The following is a 20244-nucleotide window of genomic DNA, read 5'->3' on the forward strand; positions in this document are numbered from 1 at the left end:
GTGTTTTTGTGAGTTCGAATCCTTCTTTTTATATATAACTTAATATTAGTAAATATTGTGTATAATAATTTTCTTTTTTAAAACTTTGGATTGAATTTTCAAATCTTATGTTGACCTCCTTATAAAGAACAGTTTTAATATTTATTTGTTTAATTTATAAACAAATTAATCCAGAGAGTAGAATAAGTGAAAGTAATTAAATCATTATCAGTAAAATGCTTTTACTTATAAAATTTATTTTTTAAAAATATAAAGTTTTTATTTTGTGCTATATGTATTTCATTTTTGAAGAACACTTATAATCTCTCTTGGTGTCGATTTTCTACCACAAGAGATATAAATACAGAAATACAATTATATTAACGTATAGATAAATAAATTAATCGAGGTGATAAAAAAAGTGAAAAAGAATGTATTAATATCGTTTGATGCAGAAACAATTGAAATTTTAGATAAGAAGTTGTCTGATAAAATGATACCTAGAAGCTGGTATCTTAATAATTTGGTAAAAAAAGACTTAGAACTACTATGATATTTAAAAATATAAATCTATAAGAAAAAAAAACAAAAAGGTGATGAAAATTAGTAACTATAATGATAAAAGGAGTGAAATCCATAAACTCGCTCAAATAATAATAGAACGTTATGATATATTAAATTTAACCCGTAGAGATATGAATCTTTTATTAATATATGATAAAGATGAAGGTATATATAAAAATAATCCTAACCTTTTGGATAGGATTATTTATGATGAAGGGGCTAGATTATCTGAATTAAGAGGAAAAGGTAACAACTCACCTTTTACAGATTTTGATAATAACAATTCGCCTTTTAAAGATTTTGATAATAGTAATTTAATTAAAGAAGAAGTAGAACGGGTAAAACATGTTATTCAATCCAAGTTAAGATGTATTGATAAAAGCCAGATTAATACTGATAAATTTTATCTTCCTGTAAATAATGGCTTACTGGAACTAAAAACTGGTAAATTAAAAAATTTTTCTCCAGAAATATATTTTACAAAAAAAATTCCAATCGATTATAAAAAGGATACTAATGTCCCTTGTGAATTTTTTAATTTTCTGAAAGATATATTTGAAGGAGATGAGTGGCAAATATATGTGTTACAAGAATATTTGGGGTATACCCTATATTGTGGTTATCCTTTTGATAAATTCCTATTTCTTCGGGGATTACCTGAAAATGGTATAAATGTAATTCTTGAGTTAATGAAATCCCTTGTTGGTGATGTGAATTATCATACATTAACGTTCAGTGATTTGTTAAAGGAAAAAAGTGCTGTGCAATTAGAATATTATGACAAACTTTTCAATATTTGCGGAGAAATGGGTAAGAATGTTTCACCAAATCCAGAACAATTAGGCAAGCTTGTTGGTGATAATGCAATAAAAGTCGATGAAAAATATGAATATGGATTTACATTCAAAAATAGAACAAAATTATTATTTACAGGCGATAAGTTACCAGATGTAAACCGTCTAAGTGCTGATTTAATTAAAAAATTAATAATATTAGACGTTTTTCCAAAGGAAAAAAGAATACAAAATGATGAGATACCTAATGTACATCAAATTCAAATAATGTGTGAAAATCCTACTTTCCTTAAGGGTATATTGAGTTGGGCATTAGAAGGTTTACAGAGGTTACTTTATAATAATGGTTTTTCTTATAGCGAGAAAATTGATAATAAAATTAATGAAATGTTAACTCTGAAAGAAAACCACATAGATTTGTATGTAGGACAGCGTATTGCTCATAATACAGGTTCATTTTGCCCTTCAGATATGGTTTATAGCGATTATATATCCTTTGCATCAGAATTGGGTATAACCCCTTATGGTAAAAGTAAATTTTATTCTGAATTTATAGATGCCTGTATTAAATTTGGATATAAGTTATATAAAACACAAAAAACTTACAATAATGGTAAGAGGCACCAAAGCTTTGTTAATATTTCCTTAAAAAATATCATATCCTCTTACCCTCTTTAATTTTTTTATCGAGGAATTAAAATGACCAATTACATAATATGTCAAATCTCAATTATAAATAACTTGTTAACTTCCCTTGTTACCCATTATCTCAAAATCTTAATTTATACATTTAACTTTTATTAAAAAATATTTTTATTTATAAAAAGTATTGTTGTAATTTTGAGATTTTGAGATTATCATTATCATTAGAACTTGTTATTGTGAATTTGTTTGAGAAAGATAATACCCGTGAAACATTTTTATTTAAATAACTTTGAGGTTATTCAAATGTTTATTTACTAATTGATAACATTTAATTAAAGATACCATGTATCTATTATAGTATCACTTCAAAAAAGCTCACAATATTAGTTATAATTTTTTTATAATTCTTCCTATACCTCTCACTAATCATTGGTCTAAATAATCAATTATGTGGAATCTGTGAAAACTCTATGGGGAATGACAACGGCCAGTGGAGAATAATAAATCTTAAAAATATAGTTAAATGTATTATAGGTGTTATATTTATTATTTGGAATGAAATAATTTTCCTTTTAAATATAAAGGGTGAATAATGATTAAAAGCAAAAGGGGACTTATGAAAATTAACCAATATAAAAAGTTTTTAAGTTCAGCTTTGGTTATAATTCTCCTGTTATATTACCCTTTTATGGATTATTATTTATTGGAGAAGGATAATTATGACAGATACCTAAAAGATACTTGTGAGGAGATATTATCTCATTCAGATAACAATACTGAGAAAGTTAAAAACATTATAAAATGGGAACAACATAGAATTATTGATAACCCAAATGTAGAATATTTCACTATTTCAAATATACTTTCTTTATTCTTTATTAATCCTTATCGTTTACCTGATAATCCTGGTTGGTACTTGTATATTGGCAAAGCATCATGTCAAGAACTTGCGTTTGTATTTGAAAATATGGCTAAAAGGACAAATTTAACATATAGAAGAATTTATGCTGATAAATTAATTAAGCCTAATGGTGAATCCAATAACCACCGTTGGTCTGAAGTGAAATTAGGTGGTAAATGGACTATAGCAGATGCTGGTTGGAATGGGTTATATCACCCAGATTATAATAAATCGTATTTCATTAACAACGGATATAAATTTGGACACGTAGTAATTGTTGATGAGAATTTTAAACCTATTAAAGACTGTACTTCATCATATGTTAATAAAACAGGGCATTTGAAAATTGAAGCTACAAAAAATGGAAAACCAGTTGAAAATGCTAATATTTCTATTTATATGATGCATGAAAACAGTTATTATCAGGTAGTAGGCCATAGTATCGATTATTCTACAAATAGTAATGGTATTTTTGAATTGGATTTGGCTACTTATGGTAATACAAATTATATAATAAAATTAAGTAGTACTGAATTAAATGGTATTTACCAATATGAAGGTAAAAAAAGCCTATCTTTAAATAACAATGAAAATAAAATCTTAAATGTAAAATTAGATGAAATAAGACCTGGTGGAAGTTGTTTTTACCTTATTTTAGGATTAATTTTAATAATTAATTTTTATCTTTACATCTTTAAAGGTAATATAATGAAATGAATAATTTCATTTAAAGATAACATGAAAAGCATAAAATTTGTGTAAATTTTCATCCTCACATTTTTAAATTTATTTTATATTTGTAAAGGTAATATCTGAAAATACAACAGAAGGTATTTAATGTTTTGTTTTACGTAACAATTTATTTAATAATAGTTATCAGGAAGTAACATTACTTATTTTAGAATGTCTTAAACAAAACATTTTTAAATAGTTGTTTATTTATTTTCATACATTATGAAATATTCTAAAGAATGGTTAAGAGAAAATGAATTAAAAAAAATTCTTAATAATACTACTATATCGGAAAAATATGAAATTTGGATATTACTAATGTATACGCCTGCTTTAAGAGTTTCAGAAGCTTTAAATGTCCGTGTAAGAGATTTGGATTTTGAAAATGAATGTATTGAGATATATGGTGGTAAGGGTAAAGATGATACTGAAATGCAAAAAGCCCCATGTAATATCTCTGTTCTAAAAAGATTAAAACGATATGCTGAACATTCTGATTTAAGACCAAAAGAATATATCATGTTTTCACAAAAAAAGAAAAAGGCATCTCGTTTTCATGTTTATAATGTTTTAAATAAACTGTGCAGCCAAGCTGGAATTGATAAAAAAATAGGAACACATACCTTAAGAAGGTCAAGAGCTGAACATCTCTTAGATAGAGGACTTTCATTAACATATGTAAGCCGTTTTTTAAGACATAAAAACCTTGCAACTACAATGGCTTACCTTGATGTGTCAACTACCGATATTCAAAGAGAGATGTCTAAAATAGACGATTCAGTAGAAGAGATTTTATAATTTATTAATTATTTTAGGCACCTAAAACAGGTTTCAATAAGTTACCTAATATGCTTAAAAATAAATTAATTTTTATACTTGTATAATACTAACAAATAATGAAATCTGTTAAAAACCAAATTATTTGTTATGTAAAAACTTTGTATAAATAAATTGGTGGTCTTTAGATATAATTTATTAAGAGGTTTTATATGAGGTATTGGTGTTTATCAACATCTATCGATAATTGGAAAGTTTGTAAAGAGAATAATTTATGGGGTATGGATTACCGTTATTATCCTACATTAGCAAAATTCGTAAATCCAGGTGATAAAGCAGTAATTTACACTTCAAAGAATAAACGTTTTGTAGCTACGGTTAAGTTTACAGGTTCTTATTTTTATGATGATAGCGATATTGGTTGGAACTATCTATTTCCATATAGAATAAATTTCGAAATATTACATGAAAATGAAAAATCACCTCAGATAAACTACACTGTTTCAAATGATGGAAATGAAGCAAATTGGTTTGGTGATAATTTAATTGATGAAATATCATTTATTGCTGATAAAAGTCGTACATGGAATCAGTATTTCCAAGTATCAATTATCAGAATAACTGAAGAAGATTTCAATACAATACAAAATGTTATTATTAACCAATGATTGCTATATTTTGGTTTTGTAGGAATTTCAAACGAAAAAATAATGTAACCTTGACATTTTTGTCAGGGTTGCTTAAAAAGATTTAAGGTAATTTATTTATAGGGATTATAATACTGATTGTTTTTTGGCAATTTTCTTTAACTTATCTTTATCATAATCAAGATTCAGTATGTGCATTTTGCGGTGACAATTTGCACACAGTGCAACAACGTTGTCTATGGTGTCATCACCATCCTTTGAAACTCTTATTATGTGGTGTGTTTCAAGGTATGGGTTGCCTCCCCTGTCATAAAATGGTGCATTGTTTCCGCATAATTGGCAAACACCTTTGGCCATGCGCTTGGCTAACTCTGATATATATGGGTCTCTCTTAGGTGTTTCAGTATTAACTTCTCTTCTATCTGGTTTGGTTGAATTCTTTTTTGATTGTCTAACACGCTGTTTCAGTTCTTCGATAGATAAATCTTTAATTCCTCGAGTTTTTCCTGAAACATGGTTTGATTTGTCTTCATCTACCTCATCATTTTCATTTTCGTTGCTTTCATCATCGTCAATTGTAATTGTAATTGTACCTACGGTTTCAGTTTCTTCACCTATTGGTAAAAGCATAACATTATATCCTGCTCTATTTTTAAGTTTTTCAAGTACAAATTCATCATCATATAACTGATTTAATACAGATGGTAACAGTTTATCCCTTTCAACTTCTTCCATTTCTCCAGTTTCTTTATTCTTTTTAAGCATTGTAGTTTCAAGACCAAGAAATTCATTTATGAATTTAGTGCTTAAATCAACACCAAATTGATGCCCATTTTCTACCATCCATTCTTTAAATGCTTGTATATTATCTATATCAGCAGGTCTTTTCCTATTACCAAGTGTTCTGTTATTTGGTTGTTTGGGCGTAAAATCATTAACTGGATGTTCACTCAATTTATTATCTTCATCTCTTGATTCTGTATTAGATGGCGATAAAATGTAATTGTAAATATGATTCTTATTATCCTCGCCATTGATTTGGAAGACGTTGCTAGGACTATCTATCGAACTGTTAATTTCTGGAAATCCCTCAAATAAAACATTATAATGAATCCAATCTACACGTTTCACGTGATAAACATTCAGGTCTTCTCTCGTTTTTAATCTGTTTAATTCTTTCTCATTGATGTCATACAAATATTTTCTAAACCCATCAGGATGGTATTCATATTCGCCAGTTTTTATTTTACCTATGTTGACGTATTTATTTCCTATAGGCATTAGAACAATGTCACCTTTTTTGACCTGGTTTAAGAAGCGATTAACAGGGGGTGCTACCCTATCAACATTTATGTCGTACTTTTCAAAGTCATTTTTTATTTCCTTCAGGTTGTATCCAATTAAATATGATAAATCTCCTAATGAATAACCTAAGCCTGTAATGCCTTCATTTAAGAACATATCTACCTGATATAATTTTGAATTGATGTTAGCCTTTATCACCCAGATGTCTGGTTTTTGGTTATTTTTTGATTCCTTCTTTTTATCGCTCATATAAATCTTTGAAAATAATCATTGTAACTTCTATAAATAAATTTGATGTTATTGTATATTTATTGGTTAATCTATTGAAATCTTCAGATATATTTTTGGTAAAATGATAACTTAAAGATTAATTTTTTAAGTCCTTTATTAATATATTATATTATAACAGAGAATATATTGGGAATCTACATTAATTAATTATTTTATTATCAATACTATTATTTACTATAAAGTTGAAAAGCTAGAAGTTAAAATCCATGTTAAAACTACGTTCTAACATGAAAATAATTTTATATTATAATAAATTATTTTTATATGATGAAAGAAAATGACTGTATTTTAAAGTCCAAGGTTCTTAATGCTATACTTTCGGGTAACCATACATGTAAAAGTATTTACTTGATGATAGATTATATGGGTAGTTATTCTAGTTTTAGGGTAGCACTTAATTATTATGTTAAAAAGGGTTATGTAAATAAAATAGGTTGTTCTAAGCCATATCAATATAACCTTACAAAGAAAGGTGTAAAACATGCCTATAATCCATTTTTACATAGAAATAATTTCTACAGTTTTGTAGAAAAGAAAGCAAATGAAAAAGCCATTAAATTACTTGAAGATGATAATAGGATAAAAGAGATTGTTCAAAAATTAGTTGATGATACACATGAAGTAAATAATAACTTTGAATATATGGGAAATAGTTTGTTTAATGAAAATAGAAAATTAAAAAATGAAATATATCGTTTGAAATTTGATAGAAACCTAAAAATTGAAAAAGTTAAGGTGCAAACCCAAAATGAAATTCTTAATATGTTGGGTTATAATAATTTAAATGAGTTATATTCTAACATCAAGGGACATAAAAATAAGTCAAAATTATCTGAAACTGAGTTTAAAAGACGCATGAACCTTATCAAACGGTTCAATAAACGATATATTACAAAACAATTTTTTGATGAGCTTAAATATTATAAACCTTATTTTTCTCCATCTACATTTGAAATCAAAATATTACCCATATCTTATGGAAAACAGGTAGTAAAAGATGGTTTTTTCAGAGAATTAAATGCTAATGAAATTTTAAAATTTAAAATGTATGTTATTGTTTCTTCAGATGAAGGTAAATTTTCTATTATATCTCAAAAAATAGGCAAATTAGCAGATATAAATTTGAAGAATAATACAGGTAAACAACAAAAACGTAAAATAAATCCAAAAGACAGAAGTTAATATTTTTAGCGATTTTAACTTCAAATATGTTCTATAAATATGAACACATTCTATGTACATAGAGAATCGAAAAAATATAATTTATTGGTTCATTATTTTAATTGGAAATCACTTCTGTCCAATTTGTGACAGTATTTTTTATTGTTTTATACCATTCAATTTCATTTTCAGTACTATTTGTTTGTTCTATAAGATACTTTAAATAACTGTGTAATTGATTTGATTCAATATTGTCTTTTTCATTTGCATGATGTAAAAAAGCTTTAAATGAATTCAAATCCATTGGTATAATTTTAGATTTTCCACCGTAATAACTTATTTCTATATTGTTTAATCCATAAAAGTATGCTAAGGTACCTTCGGAAACATTCTTAGCTATAAATAAGCAAAAACTTTCTTTGTCACTTGATTTTGAAAAATCCCCCAGATGTCTTGGAACAGGTTCACTTTCCATATCATATTGTTTTTCTCCATATGATAATGTGACTTCTACTATTAAATTAAATTCATTGTAATAACAAGAAATATCAGGGTATTTAGGGGGTGCTGAAAATAAAGGTGACCCATCAGTATCGATTTTGAAGTTTCCATTGATATTTCCATCATCAAGGATAACTAATGCTCTCCATGTGTTCCATTCAAATATTAATGGAGGGTCAGCGACCTCACCTTGGATAATAGAATCGTAAACATTAATGATATCGTTAAAATCATCAGTTACTTTTAAAGAATTGATTTGTTTGTTTAATACATCATCTATTTTATCTTGTTCAAGTTTGTCTTTTAAATCTTTTAACTCCTCAATGTGTAAATTTCTTACTTTTTTTATAAACCCTTTAGGTAGTTTTTTGTATAGATACTTGTATAACTCAAATATTTTTTTAGTAGTTTCTTCTTTATTATCAGTGTATAATATTATATTATTTGCGTCAAACAGATGATTTTTGAACTCATTTTCATTATTAATGTAAACAGGTTCACGGGGAACGTTGTCAAGTAAAAATTTAACATCATCTTTTTTGTCATGTGTAATTGTTAGTTTTAAGCTATTTACATCAAAAGAGACCAGTTCTGTAGCTTTCAAATAACGTATAGCAGCGTCTGCATAATCAATTATATTTCTTCTTTTTGTATTGATGAATTGTCTGTAATCATTATTGTCTGTCTCTCTCGTTTTGAAGTTTTTTTGATTTATTTCATCTGCATATATTTTTTCAATAGCTCTTATGTAAGATTCTTGGATATATTCTTTTTTTCTAGTGTAAAATTTTTTTGATTTTTCTAACCTAAAATTTTGTATTTCGGTTTTGATTAATTCATAATAGTCTATATGTATTATTTGTAACCCAAAAATTGCAAGTTCATGTTTTGTTAAACCATCTAATTCATATATTAATCTAAGAATTTCTAGATAAGGTCTAACATAAAACCTGCCCGAGTTATCAGTATGATACGGTGAAGGTAACTGAAATTTCATCATTTGTCTGATAAATATTTCATTGATTCTTTTGTTTGAAAGTAACCTGGCACCTGCATTTGTAAGTTCTATAGGTTTTAAATTAACAAAACCTAATGCTTTTGGAGCTCTGTTAATTCTGTCCCTTGCAGCAAAAGACAAATTATTTTTAATTTTACCCTCAAAAAAATTTGAATTTTTCAATGTTAATGCATAACTTTCTTGGGTTTTAGGATTCCAATTTTGACCTTCAAAATTATTAACAAGTAATTCAATTTCATCAATCATTTTTATAGGAGTTCTAGGGGATGTAAAAAAAAACAAAGTTTTTGTATTTCCAATAGAAGTCATTTAATCACCAAAAAATCTTATCACCAGGCATATTTGAAGGTTTTTTTTGATAAATATCATTTTCTGTTTTTAAAAATGAATCAATCCTTTCAGAACTTGTTTTTAAAGCTTTCTCATCAGTATCATTACCTATAAAATTACAATTTTTCTTAAGTGCAGCAATAGCTGATGACCCGCTACCAACAAATGGGTCACATACTGTAAGATTTTCGTTATCTACGCTTCCTGCCAACATAGCTTCGAATAACTCTACAGGTTTCTGGGTAGGATAACATTTATTATATATTCGTTTAAATCTCCATACATCGGGTATAGACCGTGATATTAGTTTTTTATTTCCTTTTGTGGCGAAAATTACAAATTCATGTCTTCTTCTAAAATAATGTCCCATTCCCATGTTGACTTTATCCCATACGATTATATTTTTTACATTAAAATATTCTCTTAGAAGATTACCTAAACTAAGTAATGAATAAGAATCAAACATAATATAGATATGGCTATTGTCTTTTAATACCTTATAACATTGGCTTAAAAAGTACCTATAGTTATCTTCAGTGTCATGAAATTCTTGGAACCATTTGTTATTGTTTTCATTTTTGTATTCTCCAACAATTCTACCATTTCCAAATTTCATTTTTTGATTCATTCCAGAATATGCGGGGTCAGTAACAATGATGTCAACTGAATTTTCTGGAAGTCCTTTGATAAAATCCAAAGCATCATCTTGATAAAGTTTTACTTTTCCCTCTTGGGATGTATAATACAATTTTTTATAGTGGTTCATTATATCACGTTTTGTATATATTGATGTATATAGTTTAATGGGAAGTAGCTTTTTAGAAAAATGTATTTGTATGTATTAATTATAGGTTAAATTATCATCTACTATCCATGTCATTTTACATTTAGTAATTTTGCTAATTCAATTGCAATTATTCTCATATAAATTTGTTCAGTTTAAATATTAATAGTCCCTAGAATGTTTGGTATTGTATAAATTATCTAATAGTACAATTTTTCATAATGAAAATTCATTTTATTCTTGTTATTTTTGCATTAAATACTGTTATTTTTATTTGAGAAATATTTGACAAAAGACAAAATAATATACAGAAAAAATAGTTATAGTAAATAAACCTAAACCAAAATTTTTGATAAATCAAATGTAAATATTATTTTTCATTTCTTGATAGGCATTATCTATTTTTGATAAATTTGGATAATCTTTATCCATTGCCTTAGAATATAGTTTTTCAAAAGATTTTTCAGATTTTTTTGCAATGTGTGAGATATTATGATTGTACAACTTTATAGTTATATTTTTTAGTGAGATTATTATAAATTCAGTTATATCATACATATCATGATAAATTACTTCATACCCAATACGTTCAAATATTTGGTCTAAATCGTTAATACAATTAAATGAGTATTCATTGATAGCTTTTACTTCCACATTTTTAAGATTATTTACTATGTCCATTGTATAATCACATTTTTTCTGAGATGCTAATATGGAAATATTTTCCAATAACCTTATTGCTTGTTTAGAATTGTCATATAAACATTTGTCAATGTATTCATAGGCCATGTTTTTTACTACTTCTGATATAAAATTAAGAACTTCTCCCTTTTGTGCTTCAGTATTTAAAATTAAATAGTTTAATCCGTATAATAATTCATTATTTAGATATTTGACATCATAGTTAGCATTTATAAACCTTTCATTTGTTATTTTTTCACTTGATTCTTTATATTTTTCAATTATTGAAAAAGCAGCTACATTAAAATTGTAATTTAAACAGTCTATTATAATTGAATTTAAATTATAACAAATATATTTAACGTTGTCTTGGTTATCCTCAATCTCTGATATATAAAGGTCTTTAATTTTTGTTGATATATAAGTGACACCAAGTTCATAATGGGCTTCAATAAATGGTTTTGATATTGGTTTTATCAAATCTATTTTATCATTGGTACTTATATTATATTCATCATTTATTGAGAGCATAAGGTTTACAATATATGTTGCAATATCATATTGATTCTGCTTTATTAATCTATCAATAATATATTTAAATGTGTCAGTTGACAATGGTTCATTATTTTCGCTTTTTGTATTTTTGTTTTCTATGTTGAGGTTTTCTAAGTCAAAATCTTTAATGGACTTTACTATAATAAGCATTAAATAAAACATGTCTTTTTTACTTGCTTCAATTATCAAATATTCTAAAGTTTTAATAACATTTAATACATATTTTTTATTATTTTCTGGATTACCCAAGTTTCCAGAAATAAAACTTATTCTATTTAAGAGATATGTGATAAAAGTAATACATGAAGGTTTATCAATGGCTTCATAACCAATATTTAATATAGTTGAATAAAATTGATTAAGCTGATTATCAATTATTTCTTTATTATTATTTTCTATTGTACTAATAATAAACAGAAAATAGTAATCTAGAATTTTTGTGTAAGTACTAATTTGGTTGTTTTTTATACTGTATAATAACAAATCTTCAAGATGGGTTTCTAATTTAGATTTAATTTGAATTATTTCTTCATCTGTAAAATAATCGTTATTAATTATATATTGTTTATAGTCGATAATACTCAAAACACCGAGTTTAACAGTATTGATGTTTTGGTTTCTTATAGAGCTTTTTGTGATATCAATTACTTTTTGATATGGATTGTCTTCATTAAAATTTAGGTTAGTTGATATTAAATTATCATTAATTGATTTAGGAGTAATTTTATCTCCAAACCATAATATTAAATTAGATGACTTAAATAATTTTAAAGTAGAGTTAATATAAAACAACAGATATATGAAAGCAATAAGGTTAATAAAGAACAATCTTATAACGTTTTCTTCAATAGATGAGTTTATATTAGTTTCAGGTATTCCCTTTAATATATAAAGTCCATATACAATACTACCCAAATAAATAACTATCAATATCCACATATCTGGTTTTTTACTGAATATATCAATAATTTTTGTCGAATATGATGATGCAGAATATTGTATGCCTACTAAGCTTAATGTGATTACTAGAGCGATAATTGCAGCCTCGCTCTGCACTAATGAACTTATCATATATTTTGCACTGTTTGCCTTTATGGGTAAAAACTCATCAAAAGGAGTTAATAATGTTGGTAAGTAAATGATAAATAAAATTAAAAGTGTCAGAATTGTAATTTGTCTGAGCCATAAATAAAGATTTTTGTCTATTTTTTTTAATATTCTATCAATGAGTAGACCAATAACTGCTATGAAATAAAATGTGTATGAACTTAATGCAAAAATAGTAATATCAATTGATAGATTAATATTTAATATATTAAAGAGGTGATTTATGGATATAATTGATATAAGATATATAGGTAACATTGCAAGCAGAATGGATATAATATATTTATCCTGAAATGTATCCTTTATATAACTGCAAAACCATTTTTGCATTGCTTTATTTTTCATAGCAAATTAAATATACTTATAAAAACATAAATTTTTCTAGAAACGATTTTATTAATTAAATAGATACAAATGTAAAAAGTAAAGAGTTAAATTATTTTTCACTTATTTTTTACTAATTATTTCCATGTAATATTTTTTAATGCTTCTTTTACTCGTTTTTTAACCAACCTATCTATTTCATCATCAAAATTGTTAATCTCCATCCCTTTGTTTTCCATATTATTATTTCCAGTGAAACCATTTGCCTTTAGAATTGCATCGTCGATGTCACGTCCAGATAAATGGACATAAATACTTGGCATATTAGAACCCTGAACCCATCCAAAATAATGATTCATTTGAGCTTCTGTTAAATAATTAGCCATATATGTGCACCTTGAATGTCGAAAAAGATGTGGATGTATTCTTTTATTAATTCCTGCTTTTTTGGCAATTTTTTTAATCCTCATTCTAATAGAATCATACTGCATAATTTCAATAGATTCTTTCTTTTTGCTGAGATTAATCCATACAGGAGATTCAGGGTTATTTTTATCTGGATGTTCATTCAACCATTGTTTCAGGTATTCTACACTCCAGACAGCTCGAACTCTACGGAATCCAGTTTTTCCATTAACTTTTATAATTCCACCATAATCATCAAATTTGATATCCTTAATTTTAAGGTGCCCAATTTCACCTATGCGTCCGCCAATATCCCATAATAGACCTATCAAAGCTTTATCTCTTTTATTTTTGGCAGTGTTAATTAGATTTTTTATTTCTGGCTCTGTTAGCATATCATCGGGTATTTTTGGGTTTTTCTTTTTTTGGTTGCGTTTATCCATTTTGTTGTCTCTGGTTCTTCTTCATAGAGCCATCTATAAAATTTTTTTAATGTTACTTTATAGTCATGTTTTGTCCATTCGCTTTTATTTGACCTTTCAAGTTTCGAAATATATTTCTTCATTTCCCTTTTATCTACTTCATCAAAATCAACATCTATATTTAATGCAATATTTTTTAAAGTTGAAATGTATTTTAAAACTCTATGTTCTCCTAGACCTTGTGTAAAACATTCATCTGAAAAATCTTGAATGAATATTATATTTCTATTAGATATATTTGATTTTTTTAAACTTGCTATTCTCTTTTCGATACTGCATTCATATATACCTTCTCTCAATTTACTCCCACCGTAGAGAAGGCTTCGAACCCTTTAACAAACGCTCCCTTGGTATTGGTCAATTAATTTGGGCGAAATTGTTAAATTGTAACATCAATATTTTGGTGATGAAAATCAAAACGCCGCCGTGGCTTAGTGGCAGAGCGGCTGATTCGTAATCAGCAAGTCGGGGGTTCGAATCCCCCCGGCGGCTTCAAACCTGCATTGCGAAGCCCCTCATACCTCGCTGTTTCTACTCCACCTGCAGATACATAAAAAAATTTATATTTTAATAAAATTGTAGGTGGTTACCTATGGATATTTACGGTCATGATAGAAAACTAGAGAATGTGGAAAAGAGAATCCGTGATGCGGATTATTCTGAGGATAATAAGAGCCTGATTTTTGAGTTCGAAAATCGATTGTTTGCAGAAGGACTGGAAACATCCCGCGTTTTAAAATATATGTCCCAAATGAACATGATCTCCCGATGGTTTGGTAAAAATCTTGCTGATGTGGATGAAAAAGATGTTGAACAATTGGTAGGTAGTCTCGAAAGATCCAGCAAAAAGTATTCTACAAAACGAGACTATAAAATAACTATCAAGAAATTCTTCAAGTGGTTATACCGCAGCGAAAAATTGGAAATGGTAGATTGGATACCTACAAAAAAGAGTCGAGAAAATGATAAACTACCTGAAGATATGTTAACTCCCGATGATATCAAAAAAATGGTAGATGCTGCCGGTAACGCCCGGGACCGGGCTATCATATATACGTTATACGAGTCCGCTGCACGGATATCAGAACTGGCAAACATGAAAATGAGGGATGTTAAATTCGATGAAGATGGAGCTCTTATTCATTTAGACGGCAAGACCGGACCGCGAACAGTGAGAGTTGCTTATAGTGTTCCTGCCCTGGGGACATGGATAGAGATGCACCCTAATAAAAATGATAAGGATGCTTATGTCTGGATTAACATAGGTTCACGGTCAAAAGGGCAGCCAATGAAATATTCATCTTTTCAAAGATTAATAAAAAGGACTGCAAAAAAAGCAAATATTGATAAAAATGTCCATCATCATCTCTTTAGACACAGCAGAGCGACTGAGTTGAGTCAGATTATAGAACAGCCATTGCTAGAAAAATTCATGGGATGGGTTCATGGATCTGGAATGACGTCAGTGTATTTGCATTTATCAGATGAAGATCTTGATAATGCAATTTGCAATATGTATGGCAGGGATAATAGAAAATCCAAAGAACCTGCGTTAAAACCACAATTTTGTCCATTTTGTGATAAACCAATCTCACCTACGTCTCAATTGTGCACGAATTGTGGTAAGCCATTAAATGCAGAAACAGCTATTGATCTGGATGAGAAACGAAAACAGGTTGCAGATGTCATGCAATTACTAATTAGTGATCCAGAGCTCAATCAACTAGTACAAGAAAAGATATCTGAAGTCAAAGAAAACGATATTTAATCTATTTTTTTCTATTTTTATTCTGAAAAACGGATATGAGTTTTAAGATGGATCTGGAGAAACTCATTGAATCTTGTGGTTACGGTATTCATTCTAAGAGGAGTAAATACGAGTACAATAAAAATTTTGATTCCAATGTTGAGGTTTTCGAATCTACTTACATGAATAAAGACCGTAATTACAAAGACATTATAGAACCTGAATTTAGTGTGCACATGGAGCAGCCTGGTTTTGGAAAAACAGAATCTATGATTGATTATATAAAATCAAATCCAAATGAAAAACACCTGATATTGGGACCAAGCCACGCATTCCTGGAATAGGTTAAAAAACGGTTAAATGTCAGAACCAAAATTTTCCGGGGTTTTGAAAAAGGCTGCAAGCGGTTACAAGAAGGAGATGACGAGGCCAGCTATCTGTTCAAAAAAATTGGTCACATTTCACCATCCCTTATTTGCAAATCACTGAAATGTCGAGGACGCTGTGAGTATCGAAATCAGTTCAAAAAATTGAGAAACAAAACCTATTCTAATTGCCTTTGCATGCCAATTCATTTTCTGTTTTATGTGGATATAGATTTTAACTCATTTGATAATATATTCATAGAGGAGACAATCAATAATAACAACCTGCGAAAACAATCACAAGTAGACTATTTAAAAGAGATATTTAAATTGAATAATGGGAACAAAAACATCAAACACCTTCTCAACAATATTCGAGATTGTATATTGGATTATGATTATGAAAAATTTTCAGAATTACAGAATGATTTCAGTAGTGTAATTTATGAGCACAATCGTTCTATACTAAATGATGACCGTAAAAGAAAGATGGATTTCTGCAATATTAATACAAATGAACTATTTTTCCACCTGCTTTTTAACAGAACCTCTAATCCTAATCCACAAACTGCATGTGAATGGTTGATTTTTTATAAACAAATGGAATCTGGTAAAAATATTGTATATAATTCAGCATCTTTCAGGAAACATCAATTTTTTCATCATTTAAGGATGTTCAGGGAAATATTTCCTCAATATTCTCCAGTAATCAGGTTATACCATACTGAACACAGTAATCCAAACACACATATCATCCGGATGACCAAAGACCGAGCCATATATAAAAGCTGGATGTTGTCGTATTTTGATGATTACAGTGATAGGCTATGGAAATTGGTTAAAAACAAACGATACAATCAAAATAAGGACGTTTGTTTTTTGACTTATAAATATTTGATAGAAAATAAATTGGACAAACACGGGCTAACTAAAGAAAACACTATTTTTGGGTCACAGGCATTCTGGTTTGGGGCTGGTCATGGTATAAATACATATGAAGGGTTCGACGTTCTTATCGTTTTTGGAGACCATTTAGCAGGGTCACAGCATTACAGAGAGTATTTTTTGGCATATTATCCAAGAGATGATTTACCTAATTTTGATGATGTCGATAAAGGCATCCCTCAGGATAGACGTTTATTGGAACAGTTCTATGCTTTTCAATTAGATATATATGATGCTGTTCACCGTTTGAGACCTCTCAAAAATAACATTACAATTTATTGGTTTGGATTATACATACCTCCCGAGTTGTTGAACGAATTTAGTGTTGTTTAAAATTTTGAAGTCTCTCATTTTTAAGAAATATAATTATATTTAAATTATTGACTTTTTCTTAGCCTTACCTTTCCCTTGTTGTCTTTTTTATTAACGTTAGAACTTTTGAAATATGTTTATTGTAAGATATGCTAGACTTTTCAACATTATACATTAAAATGTTATTTTGAGTTATAACACATCAAAGAGAATAATCATACTCTTTAGATGAAAATTTTAAAAGTCTAAAGAGTTGAAAAACATGGAAGAAATGTTAAATAAGAAAAAAGAAACAATAAGAGAATTAGCAGAGCTAGATAGCGAAAAATTAACCAAATTTAGCGATATAGAAAAAGCAGTAATATTAGCTTGCAGAGAACTAGTTAATAAGGGTGCAGTATAAAGGCACCCATTACAATTATTTCTATTCAACAATACAAACAAAGTTCACTCTTACGAAGATGGGGCAACAGGGGCACGTGAAAGCCAACGGTTTCTAACCGTTGGATGAAACAGCCCCGTTGATGTCTGATTAATTATAGATTTTATGGGGTAATCGCTAGCAGTAGATAAATTTTATATAGTTTCTAAACGTATAATCAGTAGCAAGTTAAAGGGTAGAGTCGATGGTTCGTAAAGAAGGTCAAAACTGCAGGAATCTGAGACTCAAGATATATCCTACTCCTGAACAGGAGAGGAAACTGGATGATACTCTGGAATGCTGCAGGTCGATCTGGAACCATCTCCTATCACTCCAAGTCGATTTATACGACAGATTCGGTCTTTCCGTAAAAAGGTCAGATCTGGAAAAAAAACCTGAAAAATCTGGATTATCCTATACATTCTTCCGTAAGACTGGATGTATTCCAGCGATTATGTTTTGCTTATGACAAGTTTTTTGATGATTTGAAAAAAGGTAGACTGAAGAATACAAAACCTAAAAAAGGGATGTTCGTCAAGAGAAAAGACGTACCGTGTGGGAACAATTCTTCCGGATTCATAAAGTATGACGGCATATTGCCGAAAGGTCATCCTAAATTCAAGAGCAGAGATGATTTCACCAGTTTCAGATACAAACAGCATGGTAACGGTTGGAATCTGGATGGGAACTGGTTATACCTATCCAAAATAACCGGTAAATCAAATCCCATAAAGATTGATATCGATAATCTGCCAGATGGTGAACTGAAGACATGTACCCTCAAGAAGGAGGGTAAACAATGGTTTGTCTATCTGACCGTAGAACTACCGGAAAATCCTACACCTTCTACTCCTACAAACGCTGTTGGTATCGATTTGGGATTGAAATCTTTCATAACAACTTCAGATGATGATTTTGTTGAACCACCAAGATTCCTCAGGAAAGCTGAGAAAAGACTTGCTAAGGAACAACGAAAATTGTCCAAGATGGAATTCAGATCCAAGAATTATCAAAAGCAGAAACAAAAAGTGAACAGAATTCACAGGAAAGTTGCATCTGCAAGAAACCATTTCTCACATTGTCTTAGCAAACTCTTGGTGGAAAAATACGACCTGGTTGTGTTCGAAGACCTGAAAATAAAGAACCTTATAAAAAATAACAGGTTAGCTAAATCCATATCAGACGTGGGCTGGAACAAACTGGTTCAGCACGTAACATACAAAGCTGCTGAGAGAGGTAAGATTGTAGACAAGGTCAATCCTAATTATACCTCTCAGGTCTGTTCTCATTGTGGAAGAAAGAAGAAAGAAAAACTGAAATTAGAGGACAGAACGTTCTACTGCAGTAATTGTGGTCTGGAAATTGATAGAGACCTCAACGCTGCGATAAACATACTGACAAAATCATCGTATTATAACCCAAAGTGGCATACCGTGGGGCTCGCGGGAATCAACGGCTGTGGATATGGTACCTCTACGTCCGGTCTTGGTATCAGTTCGCAAGTACCGTCTATGAATCAGCAGATGCTCAACCTGGTAATAGGTTAAGGCTCTTAAAAGAACCCTACGAGTTTAGAGCCTGTCCGACAATTCGATACTGTCAATCTATTTTTATTTCTTATTGAAATAAATATAGGTTAAAAATTAATTTATGTATCAATAGTATTTATCCAATAATCCAAAAACCAGTCACGGATGCTGTCACTTGATATAAGAGAAACAATCAGGACTGATAAATTATGTTACTTGGTAGGTCCTTTTGTATAAGATATCCACTTTAATATTAATTGTCGGACAGCCTGTTTACTTGTGGGAGAGCAGTCAGCAATATCTCGGTTATGACCACCTGGACCGGTGTACCTACTACTGATCCAGTATTACTCGCTGGTATATTAGGAATCGCTATTCTATTGTTTATTAGGAAAGAGAAGAAATAAGTAGTATCAATTAAACATCTGATAAAGACATATCTATTAGGGGTGGGGATTAAAAATGTTTAAACGAATTGACCATGTTGAGATTATACCGACTGATTTTGAAAAGGCTTTGAACTTTTATCAGGATGTATTAAACTTCAAACTTTGGCAGAGACAGGAAGTGGATATGCCGCCTCTACAACAGATAGCTTATTTGACATTAGGGGACACCATGCTGGAACTGCTCCAGGTTGAAGGTAACAAAGAATCAATTGTAAATTACTGGGGAATAGGTTACAGGATGATGGCTCTTGAAGTTGATGATATGGATGAAGCAGTTGAATATCTTGAGAACCAGAATGTAAAAGTCACTTGGGGTCCCATAGACCTTGGAGGTACTAAGAGAGCAGAAATCCAAGACCCAGATGGAATTAGTATCGAATTAAGGGAATGGTCTAATAAAAGTTAATTTCGTTGTAAATAACAACTTCATATAGTCTCATATTGGTTTATCGTTTTCTTAACATACGCGGTTTTTACATATAATATATTTTTA

At 29.1% G+C, this 20244-nt stretch carries 19 protein-coding genes and 1 tRNA gene; 14 read left to right on the forward strand and 6 right to left on the reverse strand.

The features are described 5' to 3' along the window. The first annotated feature begins 575 nt into the window (after positions 1-575). The 4 genes from METEV_RS01660 (at position 576) to METEV_RS01675 (ending at position 5060) form a co-directional block, all read left to right on the forward strand. A complete protein-coding gene (locus tag METEV_RS01660) occupies positions 576-2015 on the forward strand; it encodes a DNA primase family protein (RefSeq protein WP_013193825.1) in 1440 nt (479 codons plus the stop codon). 583 nt (positions 2016-2598) lie between these two features. Further along, on the forward strand, positions 2599-3600 hold the full coding sequence (locus METEV_RS01665) for a transglutaminase domain-containing protein (RefSeq protein ID WP_198008151.1): 1002 nt from the start codon (positions 2599-2601) through the stop codon (positions 3598-3600). Positions 3601-3837: 237 nt separating this feature from the next. Beyond that, positions 3838-4413, forward strand: a complete 576-nt coding sequence (locus METEV_RS01670; protein WP_013193827.1) for a tyrosine-type recombinase/integrase — start codon at positions 3838-3840, stop codon at positions 4411-4413. Positions 4414-4604: 191 nt separating this feature from the next. Then, complete coding sequence (locus METEV_RS01675) at positions 4605-5060, forward strand: EVE domain-containing protein (RefSeq protein ID WP_013193828.1); 456 nt, start codon at positions 4605-4607, stop codon at positions 5058-5060. 105 nt (positions 5061-5165) lie between these two features. Here the strand turns inward: METEV_RS01675 and METEV_RS12820 are convergent, their stop codons facing one another. Further along, positions 5166-6593 (reverse strand): HNH endonuclease, encoded by a 1428-nt coding sequence (locus METEV_RS12820; protein ID WP_013193829.1) that lies wholly within the window; start codon positions 6591-6593, stop codon positions 5166-5168. Positions 6594-6986: 393 nt separating this feature from the next. Here METEV_RS12820 and METEV_RS01685 point away from each other — a divergent pair, with 393 nt between their 5' ends. Next, positions 6987-7817, forward strand: coding sequence for a hypothetical protein (locus METEV_RS01685; protein ID WP_157197250.1), 831 nt, complete (start codon positions 6987-6989; stop codon positions 7815-7817). Between the two features lie 97 nt (positions 7818-7914). Here METEV_RS01685 and METEV_RS01690 read toward each other — a convergent pair whose 3' ends face one another. The 5 genes from METEV_RS01690 to METEV_RS01710 form a co-directional block, all read right to left on the reverse strand. Further along, positions 7915-9624, reverse strand: a complete 1710-nt coding sequence (locus tag METEV_RS01690; RefSeq protein ID WP_013193831.1) for an AlwI family type II restriction endonuclease — start codon at positions 9622-9624, stop codon at positions 7915-7917. 4 nt (positions 9625-9628) lie between these two features. Then, on the reverse strand, positions 9629-10411 hold the full coding sequence (locus tag METEV_RS01695; RefSeq protein ID WP_013193832.1) for a DNA-methyltransferase: 783 nt from the start codon (positions 10409-10411) through the stop codon (positions 9629-9631). A 375-nt stretch (positions 10412-10786) separates the two neighbouring features. Continuing rightward, positions 10787-13117 (reverse strand): DUF2254 family protein, encoded by a 2331-nt coding sequence (locus METEV_RS01700; RefSeq protein ID WP_013193833.1) that lies wholly within the window; start codon positions 13115-13117, stop codon positions 10787-10789. A gap of 116 nt (positions 13118-13233) precedes the next feature. Beyond that, positions 13234-13944 carry a tyrosine-type recombinase/integrase gene (locus tag METEV_RS01705; protein ID WP_049890857.1) on the reverse strand — a complete coding sequence of 237 codons (711 nt, stop codon included), beginning with the start codon at positions 13942-13944 and terminating at the stop codon, positions 13234-13236. Further along, positions 13890-14282, reverse strand: a complete 393-nt coding sequence (locus tag METEV_RS01710) for a site-specific integrase (RefSeq protein WP_049890858.1) — start codon at positions 14280-14282, stop codon at positions 13890-13892. Before METEV_RS01710 ends, METEV_RS01705 begins: the two co-directional genes overlap by 55 nt. Positions 14283-14403: 121 nt before the next feature. Here METEV_RS01710 and METEV_RS01715 point away from each other — a divergent pair. The 9 genes from METEV_RS01715 to METEV_RS01745 all read left to right on the forward strand — a co-directional run bounded on the left by METEV_RS01715 (position 14404) and on the right by METEV_RS01745 (position 20157). Next, a tRNA-Thr gene (locus METEV_RS01715) sits at positions 14404-14475 on the forward strand. A gap of 100 nt (positions 14476-14575) precedes the next feature. After that, the gene (locus METEV_RS01720; protein WP_013193834.1) at positions 14576-15751 is read left to right on the forward strand and encodes a tyrosine-type recombinase/integrase; all 1176 of its coding nucleotides are present in this window, start codon (positions 14576-14578) and stop codon (positions 15749-15751) included. 47 nt (positions 15752-15798) lie between these two features. Further along, positions 15799-16074 carry a hypothetical protein gene (locus METEV_RS01725; RefSeq protein WP_013193835.1) on the forward strand — a complete coding sequence of 92 codons (276 nt, stop codon included), beginning with the start codon at positions 15799-15801 and terminating at the stop codon, positions 16072-16074. Between the two features lie 219 nt (positions 16075-16293). Next, positions 16294-17373 (forward strand): hypothetical protein, encoded by a 1080-nt coding sequence (locus METEV_RS01730; protein ID WP_013193836.1) that lies wholly within the window; start codon positions 16294-16296, stop codon positions 17371-17373. A 241-nt stretch (positions 17374-17614) separates the two neighbouring features. Next, entirely contained in the window at positions 17615-17755 is a 141-nt protein-coding gene (locus METEV_RS12205; protein WP_013193837.1) for a hypothetical protein, read from the forward strand. Between the two features lie 223 nt (positions 17756-17978). Further along, complete coding sequence (locus tag METEV_RS12630; protein WP_013193838.1) at positions 17979-18242, forward strand: helix-turn-helix domain-containing protein; 264 nt, start codon at positions 17979-17981, stop codon at positions 18240-18242. Next, positions 18208-19320, forward strand: coding sequence for an RNA-guided endonuclease InsQ/TnpB family protein (locus METEV_RS01740; protein WP_232216895.1), 1113 nt, complete (start codon positions 18208-18210; stop codon positions 19318-19320). Before METEV_RS12630 ends, METEV_RS01740 begins: the two co-directional genes overlap by 35 nt. Positions 19321-19610: 290 nt before the next feature. Further along, a complete protein-coding gene (locus METEV_RS12950; protein WP_157197252.1) occupies positions 19611-19709 on the forward strand; it encodes a VPXXXP-CTERM sorting domain-containing protein in 99 nt (32 codons plus the stop codon). Positions 19710-19764: 55 nt separating this feature from the next. After that, positions 19765-20157 carry a VOC family protein gene (locus METEV_RS01745; protein WP_013193840.1) on the forward strand — a complete coding sequence of 131 codons (393 nt, stop codon included), beginning with the start codon at positions 19765-19767 and terminating at the stop codon, positions 20155-20157. Positions 20158-20244: the final 87 nt, after the last annotated feature.

The sequence above is a fragment of the Methanohalobium evestigatum Z-7303 genome, assembly GCF_000196655.1.
In the GTDB taxonomy this organism is placed as follows: Archaea; Halobacteriota; Methanosarcinia; order Methanosarcinales; family Methanosarcinaceae; genus Methanohalobium; species Methanohalobium evestigatum.

Bases quoted from the DNA above. Each gene is read 5' to 3' on its own strand.
- METEV_RS01660 (WP_013193825.1), top strand. From the start codon at position 576: ATGAAAATTAGTAACTATAATGATAAAAGGAGTGAAATCCATAAACTC.
- METEV_RS01665 (WP_198008151.1), top strand. From the start codon at position 2,599: ATGAAAATTAACCAATATAAAAAGTTTTTAAGTTCAGCTTTGGTTATA.
- METEV_RS01670 (WP_013193827.1), top strand. From the start codon at position 3,838: ATGAAATATTCTAAAGAATGGTTAAGAGAAAATGAATTAAAAAAAATT.
- METEV_RS01675 (WP_013193828.1), top strand. From the start codon at position 4,605: ATGAGGTATTGGTGTTTATCAACATCTATCGATAATTGGAAAGTTTGT.
- METEV_RS12820 (WP_013193829.1), bottom strand. From the start codon at position 6,593: ATGAGCGATAAAAAGAAGGAATCAAAAAATAACCAAAAACCAGACATC.
- METEV_RS01685 (WP_157197250.1), top strand. From the start codon at position 6,987: ATGATAGATTATATGGGTAGTTATTCTAGTTTTAGGGTAGCACTTAAT.
- METEV_RS01690 (WP_013193831.1), bottom strand. From the start codon at position 9,624: ATGACTTCTATTGGAAATACAAAAACTTTGTTTTTTTTTACATCCCCT.
- METEV_RS01695 (WP_013193832.1), bottom strand. From the start codon at position 10,411: ATGAACCACTATAAAAAATTGTATTATACATCCCAAGAGGGAAAAGTA.
- METEV_RS01700 (WP_013193833.1), bottom strand. From the start codon at position 13,117: ATGAAAAATAAAGCAATGCAAAAATGGTTTTGCAGTTATATAAAGGAT.
- METEV_RS01705 (WP_049890857.1), bottom strand. From the start codon at position 13,944: ATGGATAAACGCAACCAAAAAAAGAAAAACCCAAAAATACCCGATGAT.
- METEV_RS01720 (WP_013193834.1), top strand. From the start codon at position 14,576: ATGGATATTTACGGTCATGATAGAAAACTAGAGAATGTGGAAAAGAGA.
- METEV_RS01725 (WP_013193835.1), top strand. From the start codon at position 15,799: ATGGATCTGGAGAAACTCATTGAATCTTGTGGTTACGGTATTCATTCT.
- METEV_RS01730 (WP_013193836.1), top strand. From the start codon at position 16,294: ATGCCAATTCATTTTCTGTTTTATGTGGATATAGATTTTAACTCATTT.
- METEV_RS12205 (WP_013193837.1), top strand. From the start codon at position 17,615: ATGGAAGAAATGTTAAATAAGAAAAAAGAAACAATAAGAGAATTAGCA.
- METEV_RS12630 (WP_013193838.1), top strand. From the start codon at position 17,979: ATGGTTCGTAAAGAAGGTCAAAACTGCAGGAATCTGAGACTCAAGATA.
- METEV_RS12950 (WP_157197252.1), top strand. From the start codon at position 19,611: ATGACCACCTGGACCGGTGTACCTACTACTGATCCAGTATTACTCGCT.
- METEV_RS01745 (WP_013193840.1), top strand. From the start codon at position 19,765: ATGTTTAAACGAATTGACCATGTTGAGATTATACCGACTGATTTTGAA.